Genomic DNA, 24,075 nt, shown 5'->3' on the forward strand with positions numbered 1-24,075 from the left:
CCCTGTCGGGGGACCGCGGGGGAGGACCCGTGCCCGCGCCCCGTCCGTGTCGTAGGCTGGGTCAAGACACAGTCACTCAGTCGGGGTCGCCACGCGGGCCGTCCAGCCCGTGAGCTGGACTCCCGTTCTCCGTCACGAGGGGGTCGAGCCGATGGGGCGCGGCCGAGCGAAGGCCAAGCAGACACGCGTGGCCCGTGAGCTCAAGTACAGCTCACCCAACACCGACCTCTCCGCGCTTCAGCGCGAGCTGGCCGGTTCACCGTCTCCGTACACCGCGTCGCGTGCCGACAAGGACGACGAGGACGACGACGAGTACACCGACCGATGGGCGGACGACGACTCCGAGGACGACTGGGCAGCCAGTCGCTGAGGGTCGGCTCCCCGCCGGTCTGATCGACACGACACACCGCCGTCCCCTGCGGGGCGGCGGTGTGTGCCGTGGTCAGCGGTAGGAACCCACCAGCCGCGCGCCGGTCCCGCCGGTCCCGACGGTGCCCGCCACCCAGGCCGGCACCCCGCGGCCGGTCAGCAGGCCCACCGCCCGCTCGGCCGCCTCGGCGGCGACGACGGCGACCATGCCGACGCCGCAGTTGAACGCCCGCTCGGACTCCTCGCGCGGCACGCCGTGCTGCTCCAGCAGGGACACCGCGGCCGGCAGCGCCCAGGTGCCGCGGTCGAGCACCGCCTCCAGCCCGTCGGGCACCACCCGCGCGGTGTTGCCGGCCAGCCCGCCGCCGGTGACGTGCGCGAACGCGTGCACGCCGTCGACCCCGAGCCCGTCCACCAGGGCGAGGCAGTCGAGGGCGTAGACGCGGGTGGGCTCGAGCAGCACGTCGCCCAGCGGCCGGTCCAGCCCGGCGGGGGTGGCGGCGAGGTCCAGCCCGGCGGCGGACACCACGCGGCGGACCAGCGAATAGCCGTTGGAGTGGAACCCGCTCGAGGCCATCGCGACGACGACGTCGCCGTCCCGGACCCGCTCGGGCCCGAGCACCGCGTCGGCCTCGACGACGCCGACCGCGGTGGCGGCCAGGTCGTACTCGTCGGCGGCCATGAGGTCGCCGTGCTCGGCGGTCTCCCCGCCGACCAGGGAGGCCCCGGCCTGCTCGCAGCCGGCCGCGATGCCGGTGACGATCGCGGCGATCCTCTCGGGGACGACCTTCCCGCAGGCGACGTAGTCCTGGAGGAACAGCGGCTCGGCGCCGCAGGCCACGAGGTCGTCGACGACCATGGCGACCAGGTCGATGCCGACGGTGTCGTGCCGGTCCAGCTGCCGCGCCAGGGCGATCTTGGTGCCGACGCCGTCGGTGGACGAGGCGATCAGCGGGCGCCGGTAGCGCGTGGTGTCGAGCGCGAACAGCCCGGCGAAGCCGCCCAGCCCGCCGACCACCTCGGGCCGGCGGGTCCGCTCGACCGCCGTCCGCATGAGCGTGACGGCCCGCTCACCGGCGTCGATGTCGACGCCGGACTCCGCGTAGGTGAACCCGCCGCTCACGGACGGCGCAGGGCGTCGTCGGCCCCGCCGGGCACCGCGGGGCTGCCGGCCTGCTGGCCGGTCCAGCCCGTGACGGCGCGCTCGGCGTCGTCCACCCGCGGCATGGGGGTGCGGGCGACGCCCGCGGGGAGACTGCCCTCCAGGACGTGCTTGCCGAGCACCCCGGACTCGCCGAGCGGGATCGGGTAGTGGCCGGTGAAGCACGCGGTGCACAGCCGGTTGACCGGCTGCTCGGTGGCGGCGATCAGGCCCTGCTCGGAGACGTAGCCGAGGGAGTCGGCGTTGATGGAGGCGCGCACGCCGTCGACGTCGAGGCCGTTGGCGATCAGCTCGGCGCGGCTGGCGAAGTCGATGCCGTAGAAGCACGGCCACTTCACCGGCGGGCTGGAGATGCGCACGTGCACCTCGACCGCGCCGGCCTCGCGCAGCATCCGGATCAGCGCCCGCTGGGTGTTGCCGCGCACGATCGAGTCGTCGACGACGACCAGCCGCTTGCCGCGGATGACGTCGCGCAGCGGGTTGAGCTTGAGCCGGATGCCCAGCTGCCGGATGGTCTGCGACGGCTGGATGAACGTGCGGCCGACGTAGGAGTTCTTGACCAGCCCGAGCCCGTAGGGGATGCCGCTGGCCTCGGCGTAGCCGACGGCGGCCGGCGTGCCGGACTCCGGCACCGGGATCACCAGGTCGGCGTCGGCGGGCTGCTCCTTGGCCAGCCGGCGGCCGATCTCGACCCGGGCGGCGTGCACGCTGCGGCCGCCGATCGTGGTGTCGGGACGGGCGAGGTAGACGTACTCGAACACGCAGCCCTTGGGCTCGGCCGGGGCGAAGTGCTGGCTGCGCAGGCCGTTCTCGTCGATGGCCAGCAGCTCGCCGGGCTCCACCTCGCGGACCACCGAGGCGCCGACGATGTCGAGGGCCGCGGTCTCGCTGGCCACCACCCAGCCGCGCTCGAGCCGGCCGAGGACCAGCGGACGCACGCCCTGCGGGTCGCGGGCGGCGTAGAGGGTGTCCTCGTCCATGAAGGTGAGGCTGAACGCGCCGCGCAGCTGCGGGAGCACCTCCATCGCCGCGGCCTCGACGCTCATGTCGGGGCGGGCGGCGATCAGCGAGGTGACCAGGTCGGAGTCGGTGCTGGCGGTGAAGGCGCCGGGCACGCCGGCGTCCGCGGCCCGGGCGGCCAGCTCCGCGGTGTTGACCAGGTTGCCGTTGTGGCACAGCGCCAGGCCGGTGCCGGCGTCGGTGGTGCGGAACGTCGGCTGGGCGTTCTCCCAGGTGGACGCGCCGGTGGTCGAGTACCGGGTGTGCCCGACGGCGAGGTGGCCGCGCAGGCTGCCCAGCGTGGACTCGTCGAACACCTGGCTGACCAGGCCGAGGTCCTTGTAGACGACCACCGAGGCGCCGTCGGAGACCGCGATGCCCGCCGCCTCCTGACCGCGGTGCTGGAGGGCGTACAGGCCGAAGTAGGTCAGCTTCGCGACCTCCTCCCCCGGGGCCCAGACGCCGAAGACGCCGCACGCGTCCTGGGGGCCGGGAGAATGGGGGTCGAGGTCGTGCGTCAGCCGTCCGTCACCGCGAGGCACACCGACGAGCGTACCGGCGCACCCGGGGGTACCTCCTGTCCGAGCCGTGATCGTGACCACCCGGCCGCGGGCCCCGCAGGTCCGGCGTGTGCCACGGACGCGCGGAACCCCGGCCGGGGTCCGGCGCGTTGACGGACGGTCCACCTGAGAGGAACCGACATGAGCAGCGACCGGCCCGACCCCAACGACTTCCTGGAGATGGCCCAGCGGATGCTGCGCGGGCTGTTCGACCCGTCGCGCGGCGGCGACAGCGGCGAGGACGAGGACCCGTGGCGGCGGGCGACCGACCGCGACACCCGGCAGCGCCGGCACGAGCCCAGCGCCGAGGAGCGGCGGGAGAACCTCACGTTCGCCCTGGCCACGCGCGCCGTCGAGGCGCTGGAGGACCTGGCGCTCAACGTCGCGGCGATCCGCCAGCGCCTGGAGCGCTCGGGCACGCCGGAGACCCCGGCGCAGGAGCCCCGCAGCGGCGAGGCGGCGCCCGGGAGCGGCGGGACGGCGGCCGGGGGCGACGCCGGCCCGGCGTGACCCCCGGCCGGCGCCGGCCTACCGGACGGTGCCGATCTCGGCGGAGATGCGGGTGTCCTCGCCGTGGCCGGTGTGCACCACCGTGTCCCCGTGCAGGGTCAGCAGCTTGCTGCGGATCGACCGCACGATCGTCGGGTGGTCGCTGAAGCTGCGGCCGGTGGCGCCGGGGCCGCCGTGGAACAGCGTGTCGCCGGTGAAGACGGCGGCCAGGTCCGGCGCGTGCAGGCAGGTGCTGCCCGGGCTGTGACCCGGGGTGTGCAGCGCGGTCAGCGACGTGCCGGCGACCCGGAAGCGGGTGCCCTCGGCCAGCGCCTCGTCGGGCTCGGCGCTCTCGTGGACCATCTCCCACAGCACCCGGTCGGCGGGGTGGAACCAGATCGGCGCGCCGGTGGCCTCCCGCAGGTCGACCGCGGCGGTGACGTGGTCGTTGTGCCCGTGGGTGAGCACGATCGCGGTCACCTTCCGCCCGCCGACCGCGTCGACGATCGGCTCGGCGCGGTGCGGGGCGTCGACCACCAGCACCTCGTCGTCGTCGCCGACGAGCCAGACGTTGTTGTCGACGTCGAAGTCCTGGCCGTCGAGGCTGAACACCCCGCTGACGACGGCCTTCTCGATGCGGGCGGTCACTTCTCGAACACCACGACCGAGCGCAGCACCTCGCCCTTGTGCATCTTCTCGAAGGCGGCCTCGACGTCGTCGATGCCGACGGTCTCGGACACGAAGTCCTCGAGCGGGAAGCGGCCCTGCCGGTAGAGGTCGACGAGCATCGGGAAGTCGCGGGACGGCAGGCAGTCGCCGTACCAGCTCGACTTGAGCGCCCCGCCGCGGCCGAACAGCTCGATCATCGGCAGGGTCAGCTGCATGTCCGGCGTCGGGACGCCGACCAGTACGACCCGGCCGGCCAGGTCGCGGGCGTAGAAGGCCTGCTCGAACACCTCCGGGCGGCCGACCGCGTCGATGGCGACGTCCACGCCGAACCCGCCGGTGAGGCCCTTGATGGCCTCCACGGCGTCGGTCTCGCGGGAGTTGACGGTGTGGGTGGCGCCGAACTGCCTCGCCCACTCGAGCTTCCGGTCGTCGACGTCGACGGCGACGATCGTCGTCGCCCCGGCCAGCTTCGCCCCGGCGATCGCGGCGTCCCCGACGCCGCCGCAGCCGAACACGGCGACGGACTCGCCGCGCTGCACCGCGCCGGTGTTGATCGCGGCGCCCACGCCGGCCATGACGCCGCAGCCGATGAGCCCGGCGGCGGTGGCCGGGGCCTCCGGGTCGACCTTGGTGCACTGACCGGCAGCGACCAGGGTCTTCTCCGCGAACGCGCCGATGCCCAGCGCCGGGGACAGCTCCGTGCCGTCCTCGAGGGTCATCTTCTGCGTGGCGTTGTGGGTGTTGAAGCAGTACTGCAGCTGGCCCTTGAGGCAGGCGCGGCACTGCCCGCACACCGCCCGCCAGTTGAGGACGACGAAGTCGCCCACGGCCACGTTCGTGACGCCCTCGCCGACCGCGGCGACGGTCCCGGCGGCCTCGTGGCCGAGCAGGAACGGGAAGTCGTCGTTGATGCCGCCCTCGCGGTAGTGCAGGTCGGTGTGGCAGACCCCGCAGGCCGCGACGTCGACCACCGCCTCGCCCGGCCCCGGGTCGGGCACCAGGACCGTCTCGACGCTGACGGGTGCTCCCTTGCTGCGGGCGACGACGCCCCTCACCTCGTAGGCCATGCCGGGAGCCTAGGGGCGGCCCCGCGGGGTCCGCGCCCGCTGCTCCCGCTGGCCGGGAACCCCGCCCCGACGGGCAGGTTCCCGAACCCGGCCGTAGCGTTCCCCACAGTCGTCGTCCCCGTGGAGGTCCCCCGTGGCGCTACCCGGCTTCCTGCGCCGTGAGCGCATCGTCGCCCGTCCCGGCTTCAACCGGTGGCTCATCCCGCCGGCGGCGCTGGCGGTGCACCTGTGCATCGGGCAGGCCTACGCCACCAGCGTCTACAAGACCGCGCTGGTCGAGGACTTCGGGACCACCCAGACGGCGATCGGCATCGTCTTCTCCATCGCCATCGTGATGCTGGGCCTCTCCGCCGCCCTGTTCGGCACCTGGGTGGACCGCAACGGCCCGCGCGCGGCGATGTTCGTGTCGGCGTGCTTCTGGGTCACCGGCTTCCTCGTCGGCGGCCTGGGCATCGAGACCCGCCAGCTGTGGCTGCTCTACCTCGGCTACGGCGTGATCGGCGGCATCGGGCTGGGCATCGGCTACATCTCGCCGGTCTCCACGCTGATCAAGTGGTTCCCCGACCGGCCGGGCCTGGCCACCGGCATGGCGATCATGGGCTTCGGCGGCGGCGCGCTCATCGCCTCGCCGCTGTCCCGGCAGCTGATGAGCTGGTACGACCCGGGCTACGACGGGACCGCGGGCACGGTGCCCAACGGCGGCGCCGTCGCCGCGCTGTTCTTCACCTTCGCCGCGGTCTACCTCGTCTTCATGATGTTCGGCGCGTTCATCGTCCGGGTGCCGGCCGAGGGCTGGAAGCCGGCCGGCTTCGACCCGTCGACGGTCAAGCAGAAGGCGCTGGTCACCACGGAGAGCGTCTCGGCCGCCAACGCCGTCAAGACGCCGCAGTTCTGGCTGCTGTGGACGGTGCTGTTCTGCAACGTCACCGCGGGCATCGGGATCCTCGAGCAGGCCGCGCCGATGATCCAGGACTTCTTCCGCAGCGGGGACGCCTCGACGGTCGCCGCGACCGCGGCCGCCGGCTTCGTCGGCGTCCTGTCGCTGTTCAACATGGCCGGCCGGTTCGTCTGGTCCTCGACGTCGGACTTCATCGGGCGCAAGCCGATCTACATGGTGTACCTGGGCGTCGGCCTGGTCCTGTACGTCGCGCTGGCCACCGTCGGCAGCAGCGCCACGTGGGTGTTCGTCCTGCTCGCCGCGGTGATCATCTCGTTCTACGGCGGCGGGTTCGCGACCATCCCGGCCTACCTGCGCGACCTGTTCGGCACCTACCAGGTGGGCGCCATCCACGGCCGGCTGCTCACCGCGTGGTCGGCGGCCGGCGTGGCCGGGCCGCTGATCGTCAACAGCGTCCTGGACACCCAGGGCGAGCCGGGCAGCCTCGTGGCCGCCAACTACCGGCCGGCGCTGTTCATCATGGTCGGCCTGCTCGCCGTCGGGTTCGTCGCGAACCTGCTGGTGCGGCCGGTGGCCAGCAAGTGGCACGAGCCGCGCCGCGACGCCGCCCCGGCCGCCCCCTCGACCCCGGAACGGAGCGCCGCCCGATGAGCACGCCGCTGTCGAAGACGACCTCGTCCGACGGGCAGCAGCCCGTGCACACGCCCACCGGGCTGATCGCGTTCGCGTGGACGCTGGTCGGCGTCCCGCTGGCCTACGGCCTGTACCAGACGGTGAAGACCGCGCTGACGCTCTTCACCGGCTGAGCGGCCGCAGCGGCAGGTGGGCCGAGAGGTCGGCCCGGTTGCCGCTGGCGCTGACCCGGCCCCCGGCGAGGGCCTCGGCCCAGCCGAGCTCGCCGGTGGCCAGCCGCAGCCAGGTGGCCGCGTCGGTCTCGACGACGTTCGGCGGCGTGCCGCGGGTGTGCCGCGGCCCGGGCACCAGCTGGACGGCGACGTGCGGCGGCACCCGCAGCTCCACCGAGCGGCCGGGCACCTGCTGGGCCAGCCAGCGCGCGGTCGTCTTCACGGCAGCGCCCAGCACCGAGCGCGGGGGCTGCTCGGCCTCCCCGGCCAGCCAGGGGCGGACGGCGTCGACGGCGGCGCGCAGCTCCTCGGCGGGGATCGGCTGCTGCGCGGGCATCAGCTGGTGGGGACGGTGCCCGCCGGGACGCTGCCCACGGTCGCCTCCGGGGTGCCGAACAGCGCCGGGAGGGTCGCCGTCCACGCCGCGCGGAGCTCGGCCAGCGGCAGCTCGCCGACGCCCTCGACGACGAGCGCAGCCTCCGGACCACTGCCGCCGGTGGTGCCGAGCTCGGTGACCGCGACGCCGGCCCACTCGGCGGTGGTCCGCACCGCCTCGGGGTCGGTCGTGGTGACGACGGCGCGGGCGCCGGACTCGCTGAACAGCGCGGTGAACGCGTCGTCCCCGAGCCGGAGCGTGCCGCCGGTGCCGTAGCGGAGCGCGGACTCGGCCAGCGCCTGGGCGAGACCGCCGTCGGCGAGGTCGTGCGCGGAGGTGACCAGGCCCTCGCGGCCCAGCGCCCCGAGCAGCTCGCCGAGGGTGCGCTCGGCCTCCAGGTCGACGGCCGGCGGGCGGCCGCCGAGGTGGCCGTGGACGACGCTCGCCCACGCCGACCCGCCGAACTCCGGCCGGGTCTCGCCGAACAGCAGCACGGTCTCGCCGCCGGCCCGCCAGCCGGTGGGGATCCGCGTGCGGACGTCGTCGTGCACGCCCAGGACGCCGATGACCGGGGTCGGGTTGATGGCGACGTCGCCGGTCTGGTTGTAGAGGCTCACGTTGCCGCCGGTGACCGGCAGGCCGAGGTCGCGGCAGGCGTCGGCCAGGCCGCGGACGGCCTCGGCGAACTGCCACATGACCTCGGGCTCCTCCGGGGAGCCGAAGTTCAGGCAGTTGGTGACCGCCAGCGGCCGGGCGCCCGTGACGGCGACGTTGCGGTAGGCCTCGGCGAGGTTGAGCTGGGCGCCGGCGTAGGGGTCCAGCCGGGCGAACCGGGCGTTGCCGTCCAGCGCCAGCGCGATGCCGCGGTGGGTGTCCTCGTCGATGCGGACCACGCCGGCGTCGTCGGGCTGGGCGAGCACCGTGTTGCCGCGGACGTAGCGGTCGTACTGCTCGGTGACCCAGGTCTTGTCCGCGCCGTCGGGGCTGGCGACGACGGCCAGCCAGTGCGCGGTGAGCTCCTCCGGCGTGGCCGGACGGGGCAGCGCGGCCGGGTCGTCGGCCTGCAGGGCGTCGAGGTCGGCGGGGCGCTGCATCGGCCGCTCGTAGACCGGGCCCTCGTGCGCGACGGTGCGCGGCGGGACGTCGACGATCCGCTCGCCGTGCCAGTCGACGGTGAGCCGGTCGCCGTCGGTGACCTCACCGATGACGGTGGCGAGGACGTCCCACTTGCGGCAGACGGCGAGGAAGGCGTCGACCTTGTCCGGCTCGACGATCGCGCACATGCGCTCCTGCGACTCGCTCATGAGGATCTCGGCGGGCGTCAGGGTGCTGTCGCGCAGCGGGACGCGGTCGAGGTCGACGTGCATGCCGCCGGTGCCGGCGCTGGCCAGCTCGGAGGTGGCGCAGGACAGCCCGGCGCCGCCGAGGTCCTGGATCCCGGTGACCAGGTCGGCGGCGAAGATCTCCAGGCAGGCCTCGATGAGCAGCTTCTCGGTGAACGGGTCGCCGACCTGCACGCTCGGGCGCTTGGCCGGGCCCTCCTGGTCGAAGGTCTCGCTGGCCAGCACGCTCACGCCGCCGATGCCGTCGCCGCCGGTGCGGGCGCCGAACAGGACGACCTTGTTGCCCACGCCCTCGGCCTTGGCCAGCCGGACGTCCTCGTGCTTCATGACCCCGACGCACAGCGCGTTGACCAGCGGGTTGCCGGCGTAGCACTCGTCGAACAGCAGCTCGCCGCCGATGTTGGGCAGGCCCAGGCAGTTGCCGTAGCCGCCGACGCCGGCGACGACGCCGGGCAGCACGCGGGCGGTGTCCGGGGCGTCGGCGCGGCCGAAGCGCAGCGAGTCCATGACGGCGACCGGCCGGGCGCCCATGGTGAGGATGTCGCGGACGATGCCGCCGACCCCGGTGGCCGCGCCCTGGTAGGGCTCGACGTAGCTCGGGTGGTTGTGCGACTCGACCTTGAAGGTCACCGCGTAGCCGTCGCCGACGTCGACCACGCCGGCGTTCTCGCCGATGCCGACGAGCAGGTGATCGCTGCGCGGCAGGTCACCGAACCGGCGCAGGTGCACCTTCGAGCTCTTGTAGGAGCAGTGCTCGCTCCACATGACCGAGTACATGGCCAGCTCGGCGGTGGTGGGCCGGCGGCCGAGGATGTCGCGGATGCGCGCGTACTCGTCGCCCTTCAGGCCGAGCTCGGCGAAGGGCTGCCCGACGTCCGGGGTGCTCTCCGCGAGCGCGACGGTGTCGAGCCGGTCGGCCAGCGGGCCGGGGCCCGTGTCGAGGTCGGAGAGACCCTGCGTCATGCGCTGACGACCGCCTTCAGGACGCTGGTGAAGAAGCCGAGCCCGTCGGTCGACGGCCCGGTGAGGTCCTCGACGGCGTGCTCGGGGTGGGGCATGAGCCCGACGACCCGGCCGTCCTCGCCGGTGACCCCGGCGACGTCGCGGAGGCTGCCGTTGGGGTTGCCGCCGACGTAGCGGACCGCGACCCGGCCCTCGCCCTCGAGCCGCTCCAGCTCGGCCGGCGCGGCGACGTAGCGGCCCTCGCCGTTCTTGACCGGGACGACGATCTCCTGGCCCTCGGCGTACGCCGACGTCCACGCGGTGTCGGCCCGCTCGATCCGGAGGCGCTGGTCGCGGTTGCGGAAGTGCAGGTGGCTGTTGCGGGTGAGCGCGCCGGGCAGCAGCCCCGCCTCGCAGAGCACCTGGAAGCCGTTGCAGATGCCGAGGACCGGCATCCCCTGCCGCGCCCGGTCGACGACGTCCTGCACCAACGGCGCGCGGGCGGCGATGGCCCCGGCGCGCAGGTAGTCGCCGTAGGAGAAGCCGCCGGGCAGGACGACGGCGTCGACGTCCTTCAGGTCGTGGTCGGCGTGCCAGAGGACGACCGGCTCGGCGCCGGCCAGCCGCACCGCCCGGGCGGCGTCGACGTCGTCGAGGGAGCCCGGGAAGGTGATGACTCCGATGCGCACGGCTCAGGCCCCCGGCAGGTGCAGCTCGACGTCCTCGATGACGGGGTTGGCCAGCAGCGTCTCGGCGATCTGCTTCAGCTCCGCCTCGTCCGGGGTGCCCTCGACGTCGAGGACGAAGTGCTTGCCCTGACGGACCCCGGTGACCTGCGTGTGGCCGAGGCGGCCGAGTGCGCCGAGCACCGCCTGCCCCTGCGGGTCGGAGATCTCCGGCTTGAGGACGACGTCGACGACCACCTGCGGCACGGCTCCCGAGCGTACCGGGCGCGCGCACGCACCCGTCCCGTCCCCGCGAGATCGGCGCTCTCCCCCCTAGTCGAGATCACGCGATCTCGCCACCGTGGGGGCCTCTGCCCGGCGAGATCACGTGATCTCGCCGGGTCGTGGGCCGGATGACGGTCGAGATCACGTGATCTCGTCAGCGCAGCGCCGCGCGGATGGCAGCGATGACCTCGTCGGGCCGGCCGAGGACGTCGGCGGAGGTGAACCGGAGGACCGTCCAGCCGGCGGCGACCAGGCGGTTCTGGCGTCGGAGGTCGTTGACGAACACGTCGCGGTCGCGGTGCCCGTCGCCGTCGAACTCGACGACGACACCGTGATCAGGCCACGCGAGGTCGACGCGCGCCACGAACCCGGCCGCGTCACGGATCTCGTACTGGACCACCGGAGCGGGTGTCCTGGCCTGGTGCAACAGCCAGCGCAGCACCGACTCCATCGGTGACTCGGACCGGGCGTCGGCGACGGGCACCACCCTCCGGGCTCGGGCCGCGCCCCGGCCCGTCGGCCGGCGGGCGAGCTGACGCTGGAGGTCGGCGGTCGAGCACAGGCCGCCCAGGAGCTGGTCGGTCGCCGCCAGCAGGGCCGGCGGTTCGAGCACCCCGGCCAGATCGCGCCACGTGCGCGACGGGGTGGTGACCGGTTGCCCCCACCGGTGCGTCACCTCGTCGCCTGCCAAGGGCAGCCGGTGCACCCGCCTGTCACGGCGGCTCTCCGCGCGGGTGGCTCCCGGGACGGTCAGGTCGACGCGCCGGTCGGCGAGGTCCTGCAGTGGGAGGCGGAGACCCCACAGGTCCGCAGCGGTCCGGTGGCTGACGACGGCACCGGGCGGCGCGGTCATCAGCACCGCGGCGACCCGCGCGCCGACGTCGTCCACCAAGGCACGCGGCAGGTAGGTGTCGCGTGACAGCCGCAGCACGGCCGGGTGGCGCAGGTGCCGGTCGCCGAGTCCGGCCGCGTGCGCAGCGGCTCGGGTCGTGGGTCCGGTGATGCGCTGACGGCGTCGACTGGGCACCGCGGCACCTTGCCGCGGGACCGCAGCTGTCCGCTGACGCCGTCCACAGCCCCGTCGAGATCGCGGGATCTCGGCACGCACGGGCCCCCGGAGCGGCGAGATCACGTGATCTCGGCGAGGGAGAGGGCAGGCCGGGTCAGGGGGCGAGCAGGCGCCAGACGGCCTCGGGGGTCTCCCAGTGGGCGTTGTGGCCGGCGCCGTCGAGCAGCACCGCGCCGGGGTCCACCCGCCGCATCGCGTCGAGACCGACCATCGGGTCGGCGGAGCCCGCGGCCAGCCGCAGCGGCGCCGCCGCGCGCGCCAGGACCTCCTCGACCGGCGGGCCGACGGCGCCGAACGCGCGCGGGTCCAGCGCCGGGGCGAACCCGCCGTCGACCTCGCGGACCCCGGCGAGCGCCACCTCGGAGGACGGGTCCACGAGCCCGGTCAGCCCGGCCAGCCGCAGGTGCCGCGCGGCGGCCTCGGCGGCGGTCGGGAACACCTGCGGCGAGCGGGCGGCCATCCGCTGGGCGCCGGCCTCCTCCTCGGGCGTCCAGTCGATCTTGACGCCGACCGCGACGACCCGGACGACGTCGACGCCGTACCAGCCCCCGGCCAGCACCGCGCCGACGACGCCGCCGAAGGAGTGCCCGAGCACGGTCACCCGCGCCGCGCCGCAGGCCACCGCCACCGCGGCCACGTCCGCCGCGTGCGCCGCGTACCCGTAGGGCGGCTCGGCCACGGAGCGGCCGTGCCCGCGCAGGTCGGGGACCGCCCAGGACCCGGGCCAGTCGCGCTCGACCAGCGGCAGCAGCCGGTCCCACACCGCGCCGGTCGCGCCCAGCCCGTGCAGCAGCAGGAGCAGGTCCCCGCCGGACCCGCCGGAGCGGTACCCGATGCCCGAGCGCGTCCGCATCAGCCGAAGGAGGCGCCGGTCAGCTGCTCGTAGGCGGCGACGTAGCGGTCGCGGGTGGCCGCGACGACGTCGTCGGGGAGCTCCGGCGGCGGGGAGACGCGGTCCCAGCCCGAGGCGGTCAGCCAGTCGCGGACGTACTGCTTGTCGAACGAGGGCTGCGGCGCGCCCGGCGCCCACGACGACGCCGGCCAGAAGCGCGACGAGTCCGGGGTGAGCACCTCGTCGCCCAGGACGAGACCCTCGCCGGAGGGAGCCAGCCCGAACTCGAACTTCGTGTCGGCCAGCAGGATGCCCGCCTCCGCGGCGACCTCCGCGCCCCGCCGGTACAGCGCCAGCGTCAGCTCCCGCAGCTCCTCCGCCCGCGCGGCCCCGACCAGGGACACCACGCGCGCGAAGGCGATCGCCTCGTCGTGCTCCCCCACCTCGGCCTTCGTCGACGGCGTGAACACCGGCTCCGGCAGCCGGGAGCCCTCGACCAGCCCCGGGGGCAGCGCGACGTCGACGATCGCGCCGGTGCGCTCGTACTCCTTCGTCCCCGAGCCGGACAGGTAGCCGCGGGCCACGCACTCCACCGGCAGCATGTCCAGCCGCCGCACGAGCACCGCCCGCCCGGCGACGCGGGCCGGCACGTCGGTGGCCGACAGCAGGTGGTGCGACGCCCCGAAGGCGTCGAGCACGGGCGTCAGCTGCTCGAACCACCACACCGACAGCTGGGTGAGCACCCGCCCCTTGTCCGGGATCGGCGTCGGCAGCACGTGGTCGTAGGCCGAGATCCGGTCCGACGCCACGAGCAGCAGCCGGCCGGGCCCGGCGTCGTAGACCTCGCGGACCTTGCCGCGCGCGACGAGGGGTAGGTCGACGGTCACGACAGCGCGGCCAGCCGGTCGAACAGCGGGCCGAGGTTGCGCACGTAGCCCTCGGGGCGGCAGATCTCGTCCAGCCGCGCCTCGTCGAGCTCCACGCCGGAGGAGTCCGCGCGGGACCGCAGCGTCGACCGGAACGGCGTCCCGGAGTTCCACGTCTCCATCGCCGCGCCCTGCACCAGCGCGTAGGCGTCCTCGCGCGAGAGCCCGGACTCGACCAGCTCCAGCAGCACCGCGGAGGTGTAGATCAGCCCGCCGGTGAGGTCGAGGTTGGCCCGCATCCGGTCGACGTCGACGGCCAGGTCCTCCACCAGTCGCGTGGTGAGGTGCAGCAGGTAGTCGGTGGTGATCGCGGCGTCGGGGAGGAACACCCGCTCGGTGGAGGAGTGCGAGATGTCCCGCTCGTGCCACAGCGGGATGCCCTCCATCACCGGGACGACGGCGGCGCGCACCACCCGCGCGAGCCCGGCGATGCGCTCCGAGCGGATCGGGTTCTTCTTGTGCGGCATCGCGCTGGAGCCCTTCTGGCCGGAGCCGAAGGCCTCCGACAGCTCCCGCACCTCGGTGCGCTGCCCGTGCCGCACCTCGAGCGCGATGGTCTCGCAGACGGTCGCGATCACCGCCAGCGCGGCGACCCACTCGCTGATCGAGTCGCGGATGACCACCTGGGTGGAGGCGTCGGCCGGCCGCAGCCCGAGCGCCTCGGCGACGGTGCCCTCCACCGACGGGTCGATCAGCGAGTACGTGCCGACGGCGCCGGAGATGGCGACGACGCCGACCCGCTCGCGCGCCGCGCGCAGCCGGTCGCGGGAACGGGCCGTGGCGAACGCGAGGTCGGCCACCCGGTGCCCCCACACCACCGGCTCGGCGTGCACGCCGTGCGTCCGCCCGACCCGGAGGGTCTCCCGGTGCGCCAGGCCGTGGTGGCGCAGCGCGGCGACCAGCCGGTCGGCCTTGGCCAGCAGCACGTCGGTGGCCTCGGTGAGCTGCACGGCGAGCGCGGTGTCGAGCAGGTCCGACGACGTCATGCCGTGGTGCACGTAGGCCGCCGCCGAGCGGGGCTCGGTGTTGTCGGCCCACGCGGTGAGGAAGGCGATGACGTCGTGCTGCGTCGTCTCCTCGATCTCCGCGACGCGGGCGGCGGTCGGCGGCGGGGCGTTGCGCACCGGCTCCACGACGTCGGCCGGGACCCGCCCGGCGGCCGCGTGCGCCTCCAGCACCAGCGTCTCCACCCGGCACCACAGCTCGTACTTGTGCTCGTCGCTCCAGACCCGGCCCATCTCGGGGAGCGTGTAGCGGTCGATCACGCGGGTACCCCCGGCAGCCGGTCGAGTCGTCGGAACACGGGAGCATCCTCCCGCAGCGCTAGCGTGATCGAGAACGGCCCCCACCGACCGCGGAAGGACCCCCATGCTGCGACAGGCCGGCTCCCTGGTCGCCCGCGCGCGCGAGCGCATCCGGGCGGCGGGTGAGCGGGACCCGCATGCGTGGCCCGAGCGCGACGGTGACCGGGCGATCCTCGTGCACGACGACGAGGTGCACGACGAGGAGCCCGCCTCCGGCCCCGCCGACCCGCTCGCCGACGGCGAGCCGCCCCTCGGCAGCCCCGAGCCCGGCGCCCCCGACCTCGACGGGCCGCTGGCCCCGGGCGGGGTGAGCGGCCCCCCGGACGGCGGGCGCCCGCACCGCGCCGCCGAGCGCGGCCGCCGGCTGCTCGGCCCGGCCCGCGAGGCCCCGCAGGGCGACGCCGCGGTGCCGGGCGCGCTGCGCACGGCGGCGGCCTGGTCGTGGCGGCTGATCGCCGTCCTCGCGGGGCTGTACGTGCTGCTCTACGCGGCGGCCTACGTCGCGGTGGTGATCGTCCCGGTGATGGTGGCACTGCTGCTCGCGGCGCTGCTGCAGCCGGGCGCGGCCTCGCTGATCCGGCGCGGGTGGCCGCGGTCGCTGGCCGCGATGGCGATGCTGCTGGTCGGGCTGACCGTCGTCGCCGGGATCATCACGCTGGTCGTCGAGCGGTTCAGCGCCGGCTTCTCCGACCTCGCCGACCAGGTCAGCCAGGGCCTGGACCAGATCCGCGACTTCGTCGTCGAGACCTTCCCGGTCACCCAGCGGCAGATCGACGACGCCGTGACCACCGCCCAGGACGCCATCGTGTCCAACCAGGAGACGCTGGCCACCGGGGCGCTGACCACGGCCGCCACGGTCGGCGAGGTGTTCACCGGCATCGTCCTGGCGCTGTTCACGCTGTTCTTCTTCCTCAAGGACGGCCGGTCCATCTGGCTGTGGCTGGTCGGCCTGTTCCCCCGCGACTCGCGCGCCTACCTCGACGAGGCCGCCCGCCGGTCGTGGCGCACGCTCATCTCCTACGTCCGGGCCACGGTCGTCGTGGCCCTGGTCGACGCCGTCGGCATCGGCATCGGCCTGGCCGTCCTCGGTGTGCCGCTGGTCATCCCGCTCGCGGCGCTGGTGTTCCTCGGCGCGTTCATCCCGATCATCGGGTCGTTCCTGGCCGGCTCGGTCGCGGTGCTGGTCGCGCTGGTCGCCGTCGGGCCGATCAAGGCGCTGATCGCGCTCGCGATCGTCGTGCTGGTCATGCAGCTCGAGGGCCACGTCCTGCAGCCGCTGCTGCTGGGCAAGGCGGTGCACGTGCACCCGCTGGCGGTCGTCCTGGCGATCGCCGCGGGCCTGCTGGTCGCCGGGATCTTCGGCGCGCTGATCGCGGTGCCGGTGGTGGCCTGCGCGAACGTCGCCGGCACCTACCTGTCCCGGCGGCACGACGGCCCGCGGCCGCCCGAGCCGCGCCCGGAGCGGGCCCGCCCGGCGGTGGGGGTCCGCGGCTAGTTGTTCTGTCCCATGAGGTTGTTGACGGTCACGCGGCTGATCGGCGGCAGGCCGCCGAGGGCGGTGTGGGTGCGGTGATGGTTGTAGATGTGCAGCCAGCCGGGCAAGGCCGCGGCGCGGTCTGAGCTGAAGTCGAACGGGCGCGCGTAGGCCCATTCCTCGAGCAGGATGCGGTTGAACCGTTCGGCCTTGCCGTTGGTCTGCGGCCGGTAGGGCCGGATCCGGCGGCCCTCGGCGCCCAGGTCGGCCAACGCCTGGCGCCAGGCGTGGCTGTGCCGGTAGGCGAAGGCGTTGTCGGTCATCACCCGCTCGATCCCGGTGATGCCGTGCGCGGCGAAGAAGGCCGCGGCGCGGCGCAAGAAGCCGGCGCAGGTGGCGGCGCGCTCGTCGGTGTGGATCTCGGCGTAGGCCAGCCGGGTGTGGTCATCGACGGCGCAGTGCACGTAGTCGTAGCCGATCCGGCGTCCGGCGCCGACCTCGGCGCGGCTGAAGCTGTTCTGCGCCGAGCCCCGCCCGTGCGCGCGCCAGCCGCCGCCGGGCCGGATGGCGCCGAGCTTCTTCACATCCACGTGCACCAGCTCGCCCGGACGGGACCGCTCATAGCGGCGCACCGGCTCCCCGCTGGGCCGATCCAGCCAGGCCAGCCGCGGCATCCGGTGGCGGACCAGGATGCGGTGCACCGTGGAGGCGGCCAGCCCCAGGATCGCCGCGATCCGGACCGGCCCCAGCCGGCGGTCCCGGCGCAGCGCCAGCACCGCCGCCTCCACCTCCCGCGCCGTGCGACCCGGCGCGGAGTGCGGGCGGGAGGAACGATCCAGCAGCCCGGCGACGCCCTCGGCGCGATAGCGGGCCAGCCACTTGTAGGCCGTGGTGCGGAAGACGCCCATCTCCGCGGCCACATGTGCGGCCGGGCGGCCGGCCAGCACCCGCCTGACCAGCTCCAGACGAGACCACGGCGACAGCCGCGGCATAGCGTGGACCACGAAGACCTCCGGTTGAGCGGGCGACGTCAGACATCCCCACTCCGCCGGAGGTCTTCCTGCGGATCAAGCCCTCAACGGCACGTCAACAACGTCCGTGGGCACTACAGCTAGAGGGGCGCGTAGGCCCCGGGGAAGCGCCGGAGGTGCTCCCGGAAGGCCCGCTCGACGGTGTCGTCCCACCCGGGCAGCGCGGCGGCGTAGCGGTGGTCCGCCTCGACCTCGAGCCGCTCGGCGGCGTCGAGGTCGTCCTCCCGCAGCGCGGCGGCCTGCCGGGCGACGTCCTCCACGGCGTCCGCGGCCTCCTCCAGCCCGAACAGCCGGAAGCCCGCCACCGCGCGCTCGAGCTGCTCGGCCTCCAGACCCTGGACCGCGTGCAGCAGCCCGCCGTTCACGGCCATCCCGTGGCAGAGGAGCACCGCGGCCAGGGCGGCGTCGCCGGGGTGCGTGAACGGCCCGTCCGGGTCACAGGCGCGGTTCCAGACCGCGTCGGCCGGGTCGGTCATCCCGGGAGCGCGATCCGGCCCTCGACGGCGGCCAGCGCGATGTCGGTGCGCCAGTGCGCACCGGCCAGCCGGACGGCGACCACCCGCTCGTAGGCGGCCTGCCGCGCGGCGGCGAGGTCGGCGCCGGTCGCGGTCACCGCGAGCACCCGCCCGCCGGCCGAGCGGACGGTCCCCTCGGCGTCCACGGCGGTGCCGGCGTGCAGCACGCCCTCGCCGTCGGCGCCGGTGACCGGGTCGCCCGTGCGCGGCGCCTCGGGGTAGCCGGCCGCGGCGACGACGACCGTGACGGCCGCCCCGGGCCGCCAGCGCAGCGGCGGGTGGTCGGCGAGGGTGCCGGTGGCCGCGGCGTACAGCAGCCCGGCCAGCGGCGTCTCCAGCAGCGGCAGCACGACCTGGGTCTCGGGGTCCCCGAAGCGGGCGTTGAACTCGACCACGCGCACGCCGCGGGAGGTCAGCGCCAGGCCCGCGTAGAGCAGCCCGCTGAACGGCTCGCCGCGGCGGCGCATCTCGTCCACGGTCGGCTGCAGCACGGTGGCCAGCACCTCGTCGACCAGCCCGGGCGGCGCCCACGGCAGCGGCGCGTAGGCGCCCATCCCGCCGGTGTTCGGGCCCGCGTCACCGTCGTCGCGGCGCTTGTGGTCCTGCGCGGGCAGCAGCGGCAGCACCGTCGTCCCGTCGGTGACGGCGAACAGCGACACCTCGGGGCCGTCGAGGTACTCCTCGACCAGCACCGCTCCCCCGGCGTCGAGCACCCGGTGCCCGTGGGCGACGGCGGCGTCCCGGTCGGTCGTGACGACGACGCCCTTGCCGGCGGCCAGCCCGTCGTCCTTCACCACGTACGGCGCGCCGGCCTCGTCGAGCGCGGTCTCCAGCTCGGCGGGCCCGCCGACCGGCCACGAGCGGGCGGTCGGCACCCCGGCGGCGGCCATCACGTGCTTGGCGAAGGACTTGCTGCCCTCGATCTGCGCGGCCTGCTCCGACGGGCCGAAGCAGGCGGTGCCGGCGTCGCGCACGGCGTCGGCGGCGCCGGCGACCAGCGGCACCTCGGGGCCGACGACCACCAGGTCGGCGGCCCAGCCGGTGGCCAGCGCGGCCACCGCCACCGGGTCGGCGACGTCGACCGCGGCCTGCTCGGCGAGGCGGGCGGTGCCGGCGTTGCCCGGCGCGCAGGCCAGCGCAGTCACCGCGGGGTCGGACTGCAGAGCGACGCACAGGGCGTGCTCCCGGGCACCGGAGCCGATCACGAGCACGCGCACGGACCGCGACCCTACCCATGGAGGACCCCGCCCCCCACCCCTCGCACGCTCGGGGCGGTGCCCTGGACGGGGCCTGCTACCGCACCCGGTTCGGCTGCGAGCGGTACGCCCGGTGCAGCGCCTTGACCCGCTGGTGCTCGGCGGCGCGGGCGCGGGCGTCGGCCCGCAGCAGCTGGCGGCGCGCCTCGGCCTGCAGCTTGCGCCAGCCCAGCAGGCGGGCCGGGTCGAGCCGGCCCTCGTCGATGGCCGCGGCGACGGCGCACCCGGGCTCGGTGCGGTGCTCGCAGTCGCGGAACCGGCAGTGCGCGGCCAGGTCGGCGACGTCGGCGTAGGCGGTGTCCACGCCCTCGTCGTCGTAGAGGCCGAGCTCGCGCATGCCGGGGGTGTCGACGAGCAGGCCGCCGCCGGGCAGGACGTGCAGCTCGCGGGAGGTGGTGGTGTGCCGGCCGCGGCCGTCGGCCTCCCGGACCTCCCGGGTGGGTGCCACCTCCCGGCCGGCCAGCGCGTTGGCCAGCGAGGACTTCCCGACGCCGGACGGCCCCACCATCGCCGCCGTCACGCCGGGGGCGAGCAGCGCCCTCAGCGCGTCCAGGCCCGCGCCGGTGTGCGCGCTGACGGCCAGCACGTCCGCGCCGACGGCGTCCTCGGTCACCGCCGCGACGGCGGCGGCCACGTCGTCGCACAGGTCGGCCTTGGTGAGGACGACGACCGGCGTCGCCCCGCTCCCCCACGCGACGGCGAGGTAGCGCTCGACGCGGCGGGCCCGGGTGGGGCCGGCGAGCGCGTCGACGACGAGGACCAGGTCCAGGTTCGCGGCCACGACCTGCGCGGCGGAGGTGCGCCCCGCGACCGTGCGGGTGAACGCCGAGGTGCGGGGCAGCAGCGCGACGGCGAGCTCCCCGCGCAGCGCCACCCAGTCGCCGACCGCGGGCGCCGCGACCCCGTCGGGGTCGTGCAGCGCGGCGGCCGGGTGCACCCGCCGCTCGCCGTCGGCGGTGAGCACCGTCAGCCGGCCGCGGTCGACCCGCGCCACCCGTCCGGGCTCGGTCCCCGGGGGTAGTTGCTCCAGACGCGCTCGGGACCAGCCGATCCCTGAGAGATGTGTCACGGGGCGGATGGTCCCGCGCAGGTCAGCGCGGTGTCCTCCCAATTCTCAGAGACTCGCCAGTCCGCGTTCGCCCTCCCGACACCTCGGTCGGGTGTTCTGGACGGCATGCACGCGATCGAGTCGCTTGCGACTCCCGCCGTGGCCCGGTCCTCCCGTCCTCTCGTGGTGGGGCACCGCGGTGCCTGCGCCTACCGACCGGAGCACACGGCCGCCAGCTACGAGCTGGCCATCGACATGGGCGCCGACCTCATCGAGCCCGACATCGTCGTCACGAAGGACGGCGCGCTGATCGCGCGGCACGAGAACGAGCTGTCGCGCACCACCGACGTCGCCACCCGGCCGGAGTTCGCCGATCGCCGCGCCAGCCGCCGGGTGGGCCGCAAGCGGCGCACCGGCTGGTTCGCCGAGGACTTCACCCTCGCCGAGCTGCGCACCCTGCGCGCCGTCGAGCGGCGCCCGGACCTGCGCCCGCTCAACACCGCCTACGACGGCCAGTTCGGGGTGCTCACCCTGGAGGAGGTCGTCGAGATCGCCCGCCGCCGGTCCACGCCGCTGCGGCAGGTGCGCGTCCTCGCGGAGCTGAAGAAGCCCAGCTGGTCGGCCGAGCGCGGCCAGCCGATGGCCGAGCTGGTCGCCGCCGAGCTGCGGCGGCTGGACGCGGCCTCCCCGGACGGCACCGTCGTCCTGCAGTCCTTCGACGCCGCCGCCCTGCGCCGGCTGCGCGCCGACCTCGGCGACGACGGCCCGACCATGTTCCAACTGGTCGACACCGAGGCGGGTGACGACCACCTGCTCACCAACGCCGGGCTGCACGCGGTGTCCACCTACGCGCAGGGCATCGCGCCGTGCGTCGACGACGTCCTGCTGCGCGACGCCGAGCAGCGGATGACCGGCGTGTCCGACCTGCTGCCCCGCGCGCACGCCGCCGGCCTCACGGTGGTGCCGTGGACGCTGGCCGCGGAGAACGAGTTCCTCCCGCTGCACCTGCGCAGCAGCGAGGACCCGGCCGCCGCCGGCGACGCGCTCGGCGCCGCGCGGCTGCTGCTCGCCCTCGGCGTCGACGGGATCATCACCGACAACCCCGACGTCGTCGTCGCCGCCCGCGCCGAGCTGTTCGCGGCGCCGCGGGCTGAGCCGAGGGCCGCGACGTCCTCCGGCGCACGGGCTGCCTGAGACCCGGTCCGTGACGGACCCCGGCCTGCTCAGGCGCCGGTGAACCTGCGGACGAGTCGGAACGCGGCACGCCAGGCCGCCGGCAGCAGGTCGAGGACGACCGTCACCGCCAGGCCGATGCCCGCCGCGAACAGGGCCCTGCGCACGGGATCGGCCGACGTGAACACCAGGAGCAGCAGGGCCGTGAGCAGACCAGCAGCGGCCTTGGCCACGTACCGGTTCGCGGCCCGGCGCAGGACACCGGGCTCCGGCAGGTTCTCCACGTCCCCGTGGGTGAGGAGCATGGACTGGATCAGCCGGGTCTGCCGGGTCGCCGACAGCAGCATGGTGCTCGCGAAGACGGCTCCCTTCTCCGACTTCGCCACGAGCATCGTCGGGAAGTCGAGCGGCCAGCGCTCGTCCCTGCGGACGTAGGGCACCCACGCCAGGGACCCGTGGCGGATCCTCCGCCGGAACCACCCGCGGTAGAGCAGGTTGCCCGTGTTGACGTTGTGCAGGTACCGGGGGACGAGGCGGCCGGCCGCCTTCGGTGGGAAGAGGTCGTCGAAGTCGAGGTCGTCGCGCGGGTCGATCTCGTGCAGGGACAGGAACTCCGGGGCCCCCCTCGCAATCCGGGTCATCCTGCACCGGCCGACCATCCGGGCGCCCTCCGCCTCGGGTCGCCGCGGGTCCTCCCGCCCGGAGACCCGGAGCTCCCCCTCCCCGAGGATCGCCGCGTAGTAGCGGTCGGCCGGCACGCCCTGGGCCGCCTGGGACTCGATGATCAGGACACCCCCGTCGTTCACCCATCGCCGCAGGGCGAACTGGCGGTGCTCGAACCACCGGAGGGCGGCATCCCCGCCGAAGTCCGGGTCCCCGTTCACCACGTCCCAGTTGAGGATGAGGACGTCCGTGTCCTCCTCTATCAACTTTAGGAGCACTCGCTTACGGGGCTTGAGCGGCTCGTCGAGCCAATCGGCGAGAGGCACGATGGTCGGCACCGTGCGCAGGCGGCCCTTGGCGTTCAGATCGGCGAGGATCCCCGTCCAGAAGTCCGCGTGGAAGCGGTCCTGTCGATCCACGATGATCGTCACTCTCTTGGCCAGACCCGCCCCGTGCAGGTTGCTTCGCGTTGCACCGGGGCTCGCCCCTGGGCGCGAGGCCGGCCGCGACCGTCGGGGCGGCACTCCGTTCGCTCGCGCCGTGCCGGAGAGCGTGCGGCCGATGGTGCCGAGCACCGCCGCGAGCATGCCGGCCACCATGGATCGGGACGTCCCCCCGCGCGGACCTCCATGCGGTGACATCGGTGCCCCCTCGCACGGCGTGCTGCTGCAGCGCAGACGACGAGGGGATCGTCCGGAGCGGGCGTCACCAGCCCGTCACGGCTGCTCACCGGGCGCCCTCGGCCCACCGCTGCCCGCAGCAGGGGCCGAGCCCTGCCGGGGGCGCTCAGCCGATGAGGTCGTGGACGACGACGTTCTCGTCGCGGCCGGGGCCGACGCCGATGACGCTGATCCGCGCGCCGGAGAGCTCCTCGAGCCGGCGGACGTAGGCCTGCGCGTTGGCCGGCAGCTCGTCGAAGGACCGGCAGTGCCGGATGTCCTCGAACCAGCCCGGCATCTCCTCGTAGACCGGCTTGGCGTGGTGGAAGCCGGTCTGGGTCATCGGCATCTCCTCGTGCCGGACGCCGTCGACGTCGTAGGCGACGCAGATCGGCACCGTCTCCAGCCCGGAGAGCACGTCGAGCTTGGTGAGGAAGTAGTCGGTGATCCCGTTGACCCGGCTGGCGTAGCGCGCGACGACGGCGTCGAACCAGCCGCAGCGCCGGTCGCGGCCGGTGGTCACGCCGACCTCGCCGCCCTGCTTGCGCAGGTACTCGCCGTTGGCGTCGAACAGCTCGGTGGGGAACGGACCGGAGCCCACGCGGGTCGTGTACGCCTTGAGGATGCCGACCACCCGGGAGATGCGGGTGGGGCCGATGCCGCTGCCGGTGGCCGCGCCGCCCGCCGTCGGGTTCGACGACGTCACGAACGGATAGGTGCCGTGGTCGACGTCGAGCAGGGTGCCCTGCGAGCCCTCCAGCAGCACCCACTCGCCGGCGTCGAGCGCGTTCGCGAGCATCAGCCGGGTGTCGGCGATGCGGTCCTTGAGCTGCGCGGCGTAGCCGGCGTACTCCTCGACCACCTCGTCGACGTCGATGGCCTTGCGGTTGTAGACCTTGACCAGCACCTGGTTCTTCTCGACCAGCGTGCCCTCGAGCTTCTGGCGCAGGATCGACAGGTCGAGCAGGTCGGCCACCCGGATGCCGGTGCGGGCCACCTTGTCGCCGTAGGCGGGGCCGATGCCGCGCCCGGTGGTGCCGATCTTGCGCTTGCCCAGGAACCGCTCGGTGACCTTGTCGAGGGCCCGGTGGTGCGGCATGATCAAGTGCGCGTCGGCCGAGATGACCAGCCGCGAGGTGTCGACGCGGCGCTCCTCCAGCCCCGCCAGCTCCCCGATGAGCACCTGCGGGTCGACGACGACGCCGTTGCCGATGACCGGCGTGCACCCGGGCGTGAGGATCCCCGACGGGATCAGGTGCAGGGCGTAGCGCTCACCGTCCGGCGTGATGACGGTGTGCCCCGCGTTGTTGCCGCCCTGGTAGCGCACCACGTACGGGACGCGCCCCCCGAGCAGGTCGGTGGCCTTGCCCTTGCCCTCGTCGCCCCACTGGGCGCCGATCAGCACGACTGCCGGCATCTCGCTGTCGTCTCCCCTGGGACTCGTCACCGGCGGTCG

24 protein-coding genes are annotated in these 24,075 nt (G+C 74.6%); 6 read left to right on the plus strand and 18 right to left on the minus strand.

The features are described 5' to 3' along the window. The first annotated feature begins 151 nt into the window (after nucleotides 1–151). Nucleotides 152–370: a DUF3073 domain-containing protein gene (locus ACI8AA_RS08830; RefSeq protein WP_456903551.1), complete on the plus strand. Its 219-nt coding sequence runs from the start codon at nucleotides 152–154 to the stop codon at nucleotides 368–370. 72 nt (nucleotides 371–442) lie between these two features. Here the strand turns inward: ACI8AA_RS08830 and purM are convergent, their stop codons facing one another. After that, nucleotides 443–1,492 (minus strand): phosphoribosylformylglycinamidine cyclo-ligase, encoded by a 1,050-nt coding sequence (gene purM / locus ACI8AA_RS08835; RefSeq protein WP_457044100.1) that lies wholly within the window; start codon nucleotides 1,490–1,492, stop codon nucleotides 443–445. After that, complete coding sequence (gene purF / locus ACI8AA_RS08840) at nucleotides 1,489–3,072, minus strand: amidophosphoribosyltransferase (protein ID WP_457044101.1); 1,584 nt, start codon at nucleotides 3,070–3,072, stop codon at nucleotides 1,489–1,491. The genes purM and purF overlap by 4 nt, the downstream gene beginning before the upstream one ends. Before the next feature lie 159 nt (nucleotides 3,073–3,231). Between purF and ACI8AA_RS08845 the strand changes: the two genes are divergently transcribed. Continuing rightward, complete coding sequence (locus tag ACI8AA_RS08845) at nucleotides 3,232–3,600, plus strand: hypothetical protein (protein ID WP_457044102.1); 369 nt, start codon at nucleotides 3,232–3,234, stop codon at nucleotides 3,598–3,600. Nucleotides 3,601–3,618: 18 nt separating this feature from the next. On the opposite strand, the gene ACI8AA_RS08850 is transcribed toward ACI8AA_RS08845, so the two are convergent. Then, a complete protein-coding gene (locus tag ACI8AA_RS08850; protein WP_457044103.1) occupies nucleotides 3,619–4,227 on the minus strand; it encodes an MBL fold metallo-hydrolase in 609 nt (202 codons plus the stop codon). Then, entirely contained in the window at nucleotides 4,224–5,315 is a 1,092-nt protein-coding gene (locus tag ACI8AA_RS08855) for an S-(hydroxymethyl)mycothiol dehydrogenase (protein WP_457044104.1), read from the minus strand. The genes ACI8AA_RS08850 and ACI8AA_RS08855 overlap by 4 nt, the downstream gene beginning before the upstream one ends. 133 nt (nucleotides 5,316–5,448) lie before the next feature. Here ACI8AA_RS08855 and ACI8AA_RS08860 point away from each other — a divergent pair, with 133 nt between their 5' ends. Continuing rightward, complete coding sequence (locus ACI8AA_RS08860) at nucleotides 5,449–6,864, plus strand: OFA family MFS transporter (RefSeq protein WP_457044105.1); 1,416 nt, start codon at nucleotides 5,449–5,451, stop codon at nucleotides 6,862–6,864. Then, nucleotides 6,861–7,019: an MFS transporter small subunit gene (locus ACI8AA_RS08865; protein ID WP_456927475.1), complete on the plus strand. Its 159-nt coding sequence runs from the start codon at nucleotides 6,861–6,863 to the stop codon at nucleotides 7,017–7,019. Before ACI8AA_RS08860 ends, ACI8AA_RS08865 begins: the two co-directional genes overlap by 4 nt. Here the strand turns inward: ACI8AA_RS08865 and ACI8AA_RS08870 are convergent. The 8 genes from ACI8AA_RS08870 to purB form a co-directional block, all read right to left on the minus strand. Beyond that, nucleotides 7,009–7,395, minus strand: a complete 387-nt coding sequence (locus tag ACI8AA_RS08870; protein ID WP_457044106.1) for a sterol carrier family protein — start codon at nucleotides 7,393–7,395, stop codon at nucleotides 7,009–7,011. The two genes, ACI8AA_RS08865 and ACI8AA_RS08870, sit on opposite strands and share 11 nt — an antisense overlap. Next, nucleotides 7,395–9,740: a phosphoribosylformylglycinamidine synthase subunit PurL gene (purL, locus tag ACI8AA_RS08875; RefSeq protein WP_457044107.1), complete on the minus strand. Its 2,346-nt coding sequence runs from the start codon at nucleotides 9,738–9,740 to the stop codon at nucleotides 7,395–7,397. The genes ACI8AA_RS08870 and purL overlap by 1 nt, the downstream gene beginning before the upstream one ends. Continuing rightward, nucleotides 9,737–10,408 carry a phosphoribosylformylglycinamidine synthase subunit PurQ gene (purQ, locus tag ACI8AA_RS08880; RefSeq protein WP_457044108.1) on the minus strand — a complete coding sequence of 224 codons (672 nt, stop codon included), beginning with the start codon at nucleotides 10,406–10,408 and terminating at the stop codon, nucleotides 9,737–9,739. The genes purL and purQ overlap by 4 nt, the downstream gene beginning before the upstream one ends. A gap of 3 nt (nucleotides 10,409–10,411) precedes the next feature. Beyond that, nucleotides 10,412–10,651, minus strand: a complete 240-nt coding sequence (purS, locus tag ACI8AA_RS08885) for a phosphoribosylformylglycinamidine synthase subunit PurS (RefSeq protein WP_387992145.1) — start codon at nucleotides 10,649–10,651, stop codon at nucleotides 10,412–10,414. A 172-nt stretch (nucleotides 10,652–10,823) separates the two neighbouring features. Further along, complete coding sequence (locus ACI8AA_RS08890) at nucleotides 10,824–11,696, minus strand: DUF559 domain-containing protein (protein WP_457044109.1); 873 nt, start codon at nucleotides 11,694–11,696, stop codon at nucleotides 10,824–10,826. A 136-nt stretch (nucleotides 11,697–11,832) separates the two neighbouring features. Further along, nucleotides 11,833–12,591 carry an alpha/beta fold hydrolase gene (locus ACI8AA_RS08895; protein ID WP_457044110.1) on the minus strand — a complete coding sequence of 253 codons (759 nt, stop codon included), beginning with the start codon at nucleotides 12,589–12,591 and terminating at the stop codon, nucleotides 11,833–11,835. Further along, entirely contained in the window at nucleotides 12,591–13,457 is an 867-nt protein-coding gene (locus tag ACI8AA_RS08900; RefSeq protein WP_457044111.1) for a phosphoribosylaminoimidazolesuccinocarboxamide synthase, read from the minus strand. The genes ACI8AA_RS08895 and ACI8AA_RS08900 overlap by 1 nt, the downstream gene beginning before the upstream one ends. Continuing rightward, nucleotides 13,454–14,761 carry an adenylosuccinate lyase gene (gene purB, locus ACI8AA_RS08905; RefSeq protein ID WP_457044112.1) on the minus strand — a complete coding sequence of 436 codons (1,308 nt, stop codon included), beginning with the start codon at nucleotides 14,759–14,761 and terminating at the stop codon, nucleotides 13,454–13,456. Before purB ends, ACI8AA_RS08900 begins: the two co-directional genes overlap by 4 nt. A 103-nt stretch (nucleotides 14,762–14,864) precedes the next feature. On the opposite strand from purB, the gene ACI8AA_RS08910 reads away from it, so the two are divergent. Further along, nucleotides 14,865–16,295 (plus strand): AI-2E family transporter, encoded by a 1,431-nt coding sequence (locus tag ACI8AA_RS08910; protein WP_457044113.1) that lies wholly within the window; start codon nucleotides 14,865–14,867, stop codon nucleotides 16,293–16,295. Here ACI8AA_RS08910 and ACI8AA_RS08915 read toward each other — a convergent pair. From ACI8AA_RS08915 to rsgA, 4 genes are all read right to left on the minus strand, one after another. Further along, on the minus strand, nucleotides 16,292–17,278 hold the full coding sequence (locus ACI8AA_RS08915) for an IS481 family transposase (RefSeq protein ID WP_457044114.1): 987 nt from the start codon (nucleotides 17,276–17,278) through the stop codon (nucleotides 16,292–16,294). The genes ACI8AA_RS08910 and ACI8AA_RS08915 overlap by 4 nt on opposite strands. A 107-nt stretch (nucleotides 17,279–17,385) precedes the next feature. After that, nucleotides 17,386–17,781, minus strand: a complete 396-nt coding sequence (locus ACI8AA_RS08920) for a DMP19 family protein (protein WP_457044115.1) — start codon at nucleotides 17,779–17,781, stop codon at nucleotides 17,386–17,388. Further along, nucleotides 17,778–19,037, minus strand: coding sequence for a phosphoribosylamine--glycine ligase (purD, locus tag ACI8AA_RS08925; protein ID WP_457044116.1), 1,260 nt, complete (start codon nucleotides 19,035–19,037; stop codon nucleotides 17,778–17,780). Before purD ends, ACI8AA_RS08920 begins: the two co-directional genes overlap by 4 nt. Nucleotides 19,038–19,113: 76 nt before the next feature. After that, the gene (gene rsgA / locus ACI8AA_RS08930; RefSeq protein ID WP_457044117.1) at nucleotides 19,114–20,070 is read right to left on the minus strand and encodes a ribosome small subunit-dependent GTPase A; all 957 of its coding nucleotides are present in this window, start codon (nucleotides 20,068–20,070) and stop codon (nucleotides 19,114–19,116) included. Nucleotides 20,071–20,307: 237 nt separating this feature from the next. Between rsgA and ACI8AA_RS08935 the strand changes: the two genes are divergently transcribed. Further along, nucleotides 20,308–21,318 (plus strand): glycerophosphodiester phosphodiesterase family protein, encoded by a 1,011-nt coding sequence (locus tag ACI8AA_RS08935; protein ID WP_457044118.1) that lies wholly within the window; start codon nucleotides 20,308–20,310, stop codon nucleotides 21,316–21,318. A 29-nt stretch (nucleotides 21,319–21,347) separates the two neighbouring features. Here ACI8AA_RS08935 and ACI8AA_RS08940 read toward each other — a convergent pair whose 3' ends face one another. Together ACI8AA_RS08940 and ACI8AA_RS08945 are read right to left on the minus strand one after the other, a co-directional pair. Continuing rightward, nucleotides 21,348–22,379: a hypothetical protein gene (locus ACI8AA_RS08940; RefSeq protein WP_457044119.1), complete on the minus strand. Its 1,032-nt coding sequence runs from the start codon at nucleotides 22,377–22,379 to the stop codon at nucleotides 21,348–21,350. 367 nt (nucleotides 22,380–22,746) lie between these two features. Then, a complete protein-coding gene (locus ACI8AA_RS08945) occupies nucleotides 22,747–24,036 on the minus strand; it encodes an adenylosuccinate synthase (RefSeq protein ID WP_457044120.1) in 1,290 nt (429 codons plus the stop codon). Between the last annotated feature and the right edge of the window lie 39 nt (nucleotides 24,037–24,075).

The sequence above is a fragment of the Geodermatophilus sp. SYSU D01180 genome, assembly GCF_054050415.1.

Coding starts and splice junctions, on each gene's coding strand:
- ACI8AA_RS08830 (WP_456903551.1), top strand. CDS start 152: ATGGGGCGCGGCCGAGCGAAGGCCAAGCAGACACGCGTGGCCCGTGAG.
- ACI8AA_RS08895 (WP_457044110.1), bottom strand. CDS start 12,591: ATGCGGACGCGCTCGGGCATCGGGTACCGCTCCGGCGGGTCCGGCGGG.
- ACI8AA_RS08945 (WP_457044120.1), bottom strand. CDS start 24,036: ATGCCGGCAGTCGTGCTGATCGGCGCCCAGTGGGGCGACGAGGGCAAG.
- ACI8AA_RS08910 (WP_457044113.1), top strand. CDS start 14,865: ATGCTGCGACAGGCCGGCTCCCTGGTCGCCCGCGCGCGCGAGCGCATC.
- ACI8AA_RS08845 (WP_457044102.1), top strand. CDS start 3,232: ATGAGCAGCGACCGGCCCGACCCCAACGACTTCCTGGAGATGGCCCAG.
- ACI8AA_RS08920 (WP_457044115.1), bottom strand. CDS start 17,781: ATGACCGACCCGGCCGACGCGGTCTGGAACCGCGCCTGTGACCCGGAC.
- ACI8AA_RS08870 (WP_457044106.1), bottom strand. CDS start 7,395: ATGCCCGCGCAGCAGCCGATCCCCGCCGAGGAGCTGCGCGCCGCCGTC.
- ACI8AA_RS08855 (WP_457044104.1), bottom strand. CDS start 5,315: ATGGCCTACGAGGTGAGGGGCGTCGTCGCCCGCAGCAAGGGAGCACCC.
- purL (WP_457044107.1), bottom strand. CDS start 9,740: ATGACGCAGGGTCTCTCCGACCTCGACACGGGCCCCGGCCCGCTGGCC.
- ACI8AA_RS08865 (WP_456927475.1), top strand. CDS start 6,861: ATGAGCACGCCGCTGTCGAAGACGACCTCGTCCGACGGGCAGCAGCCC.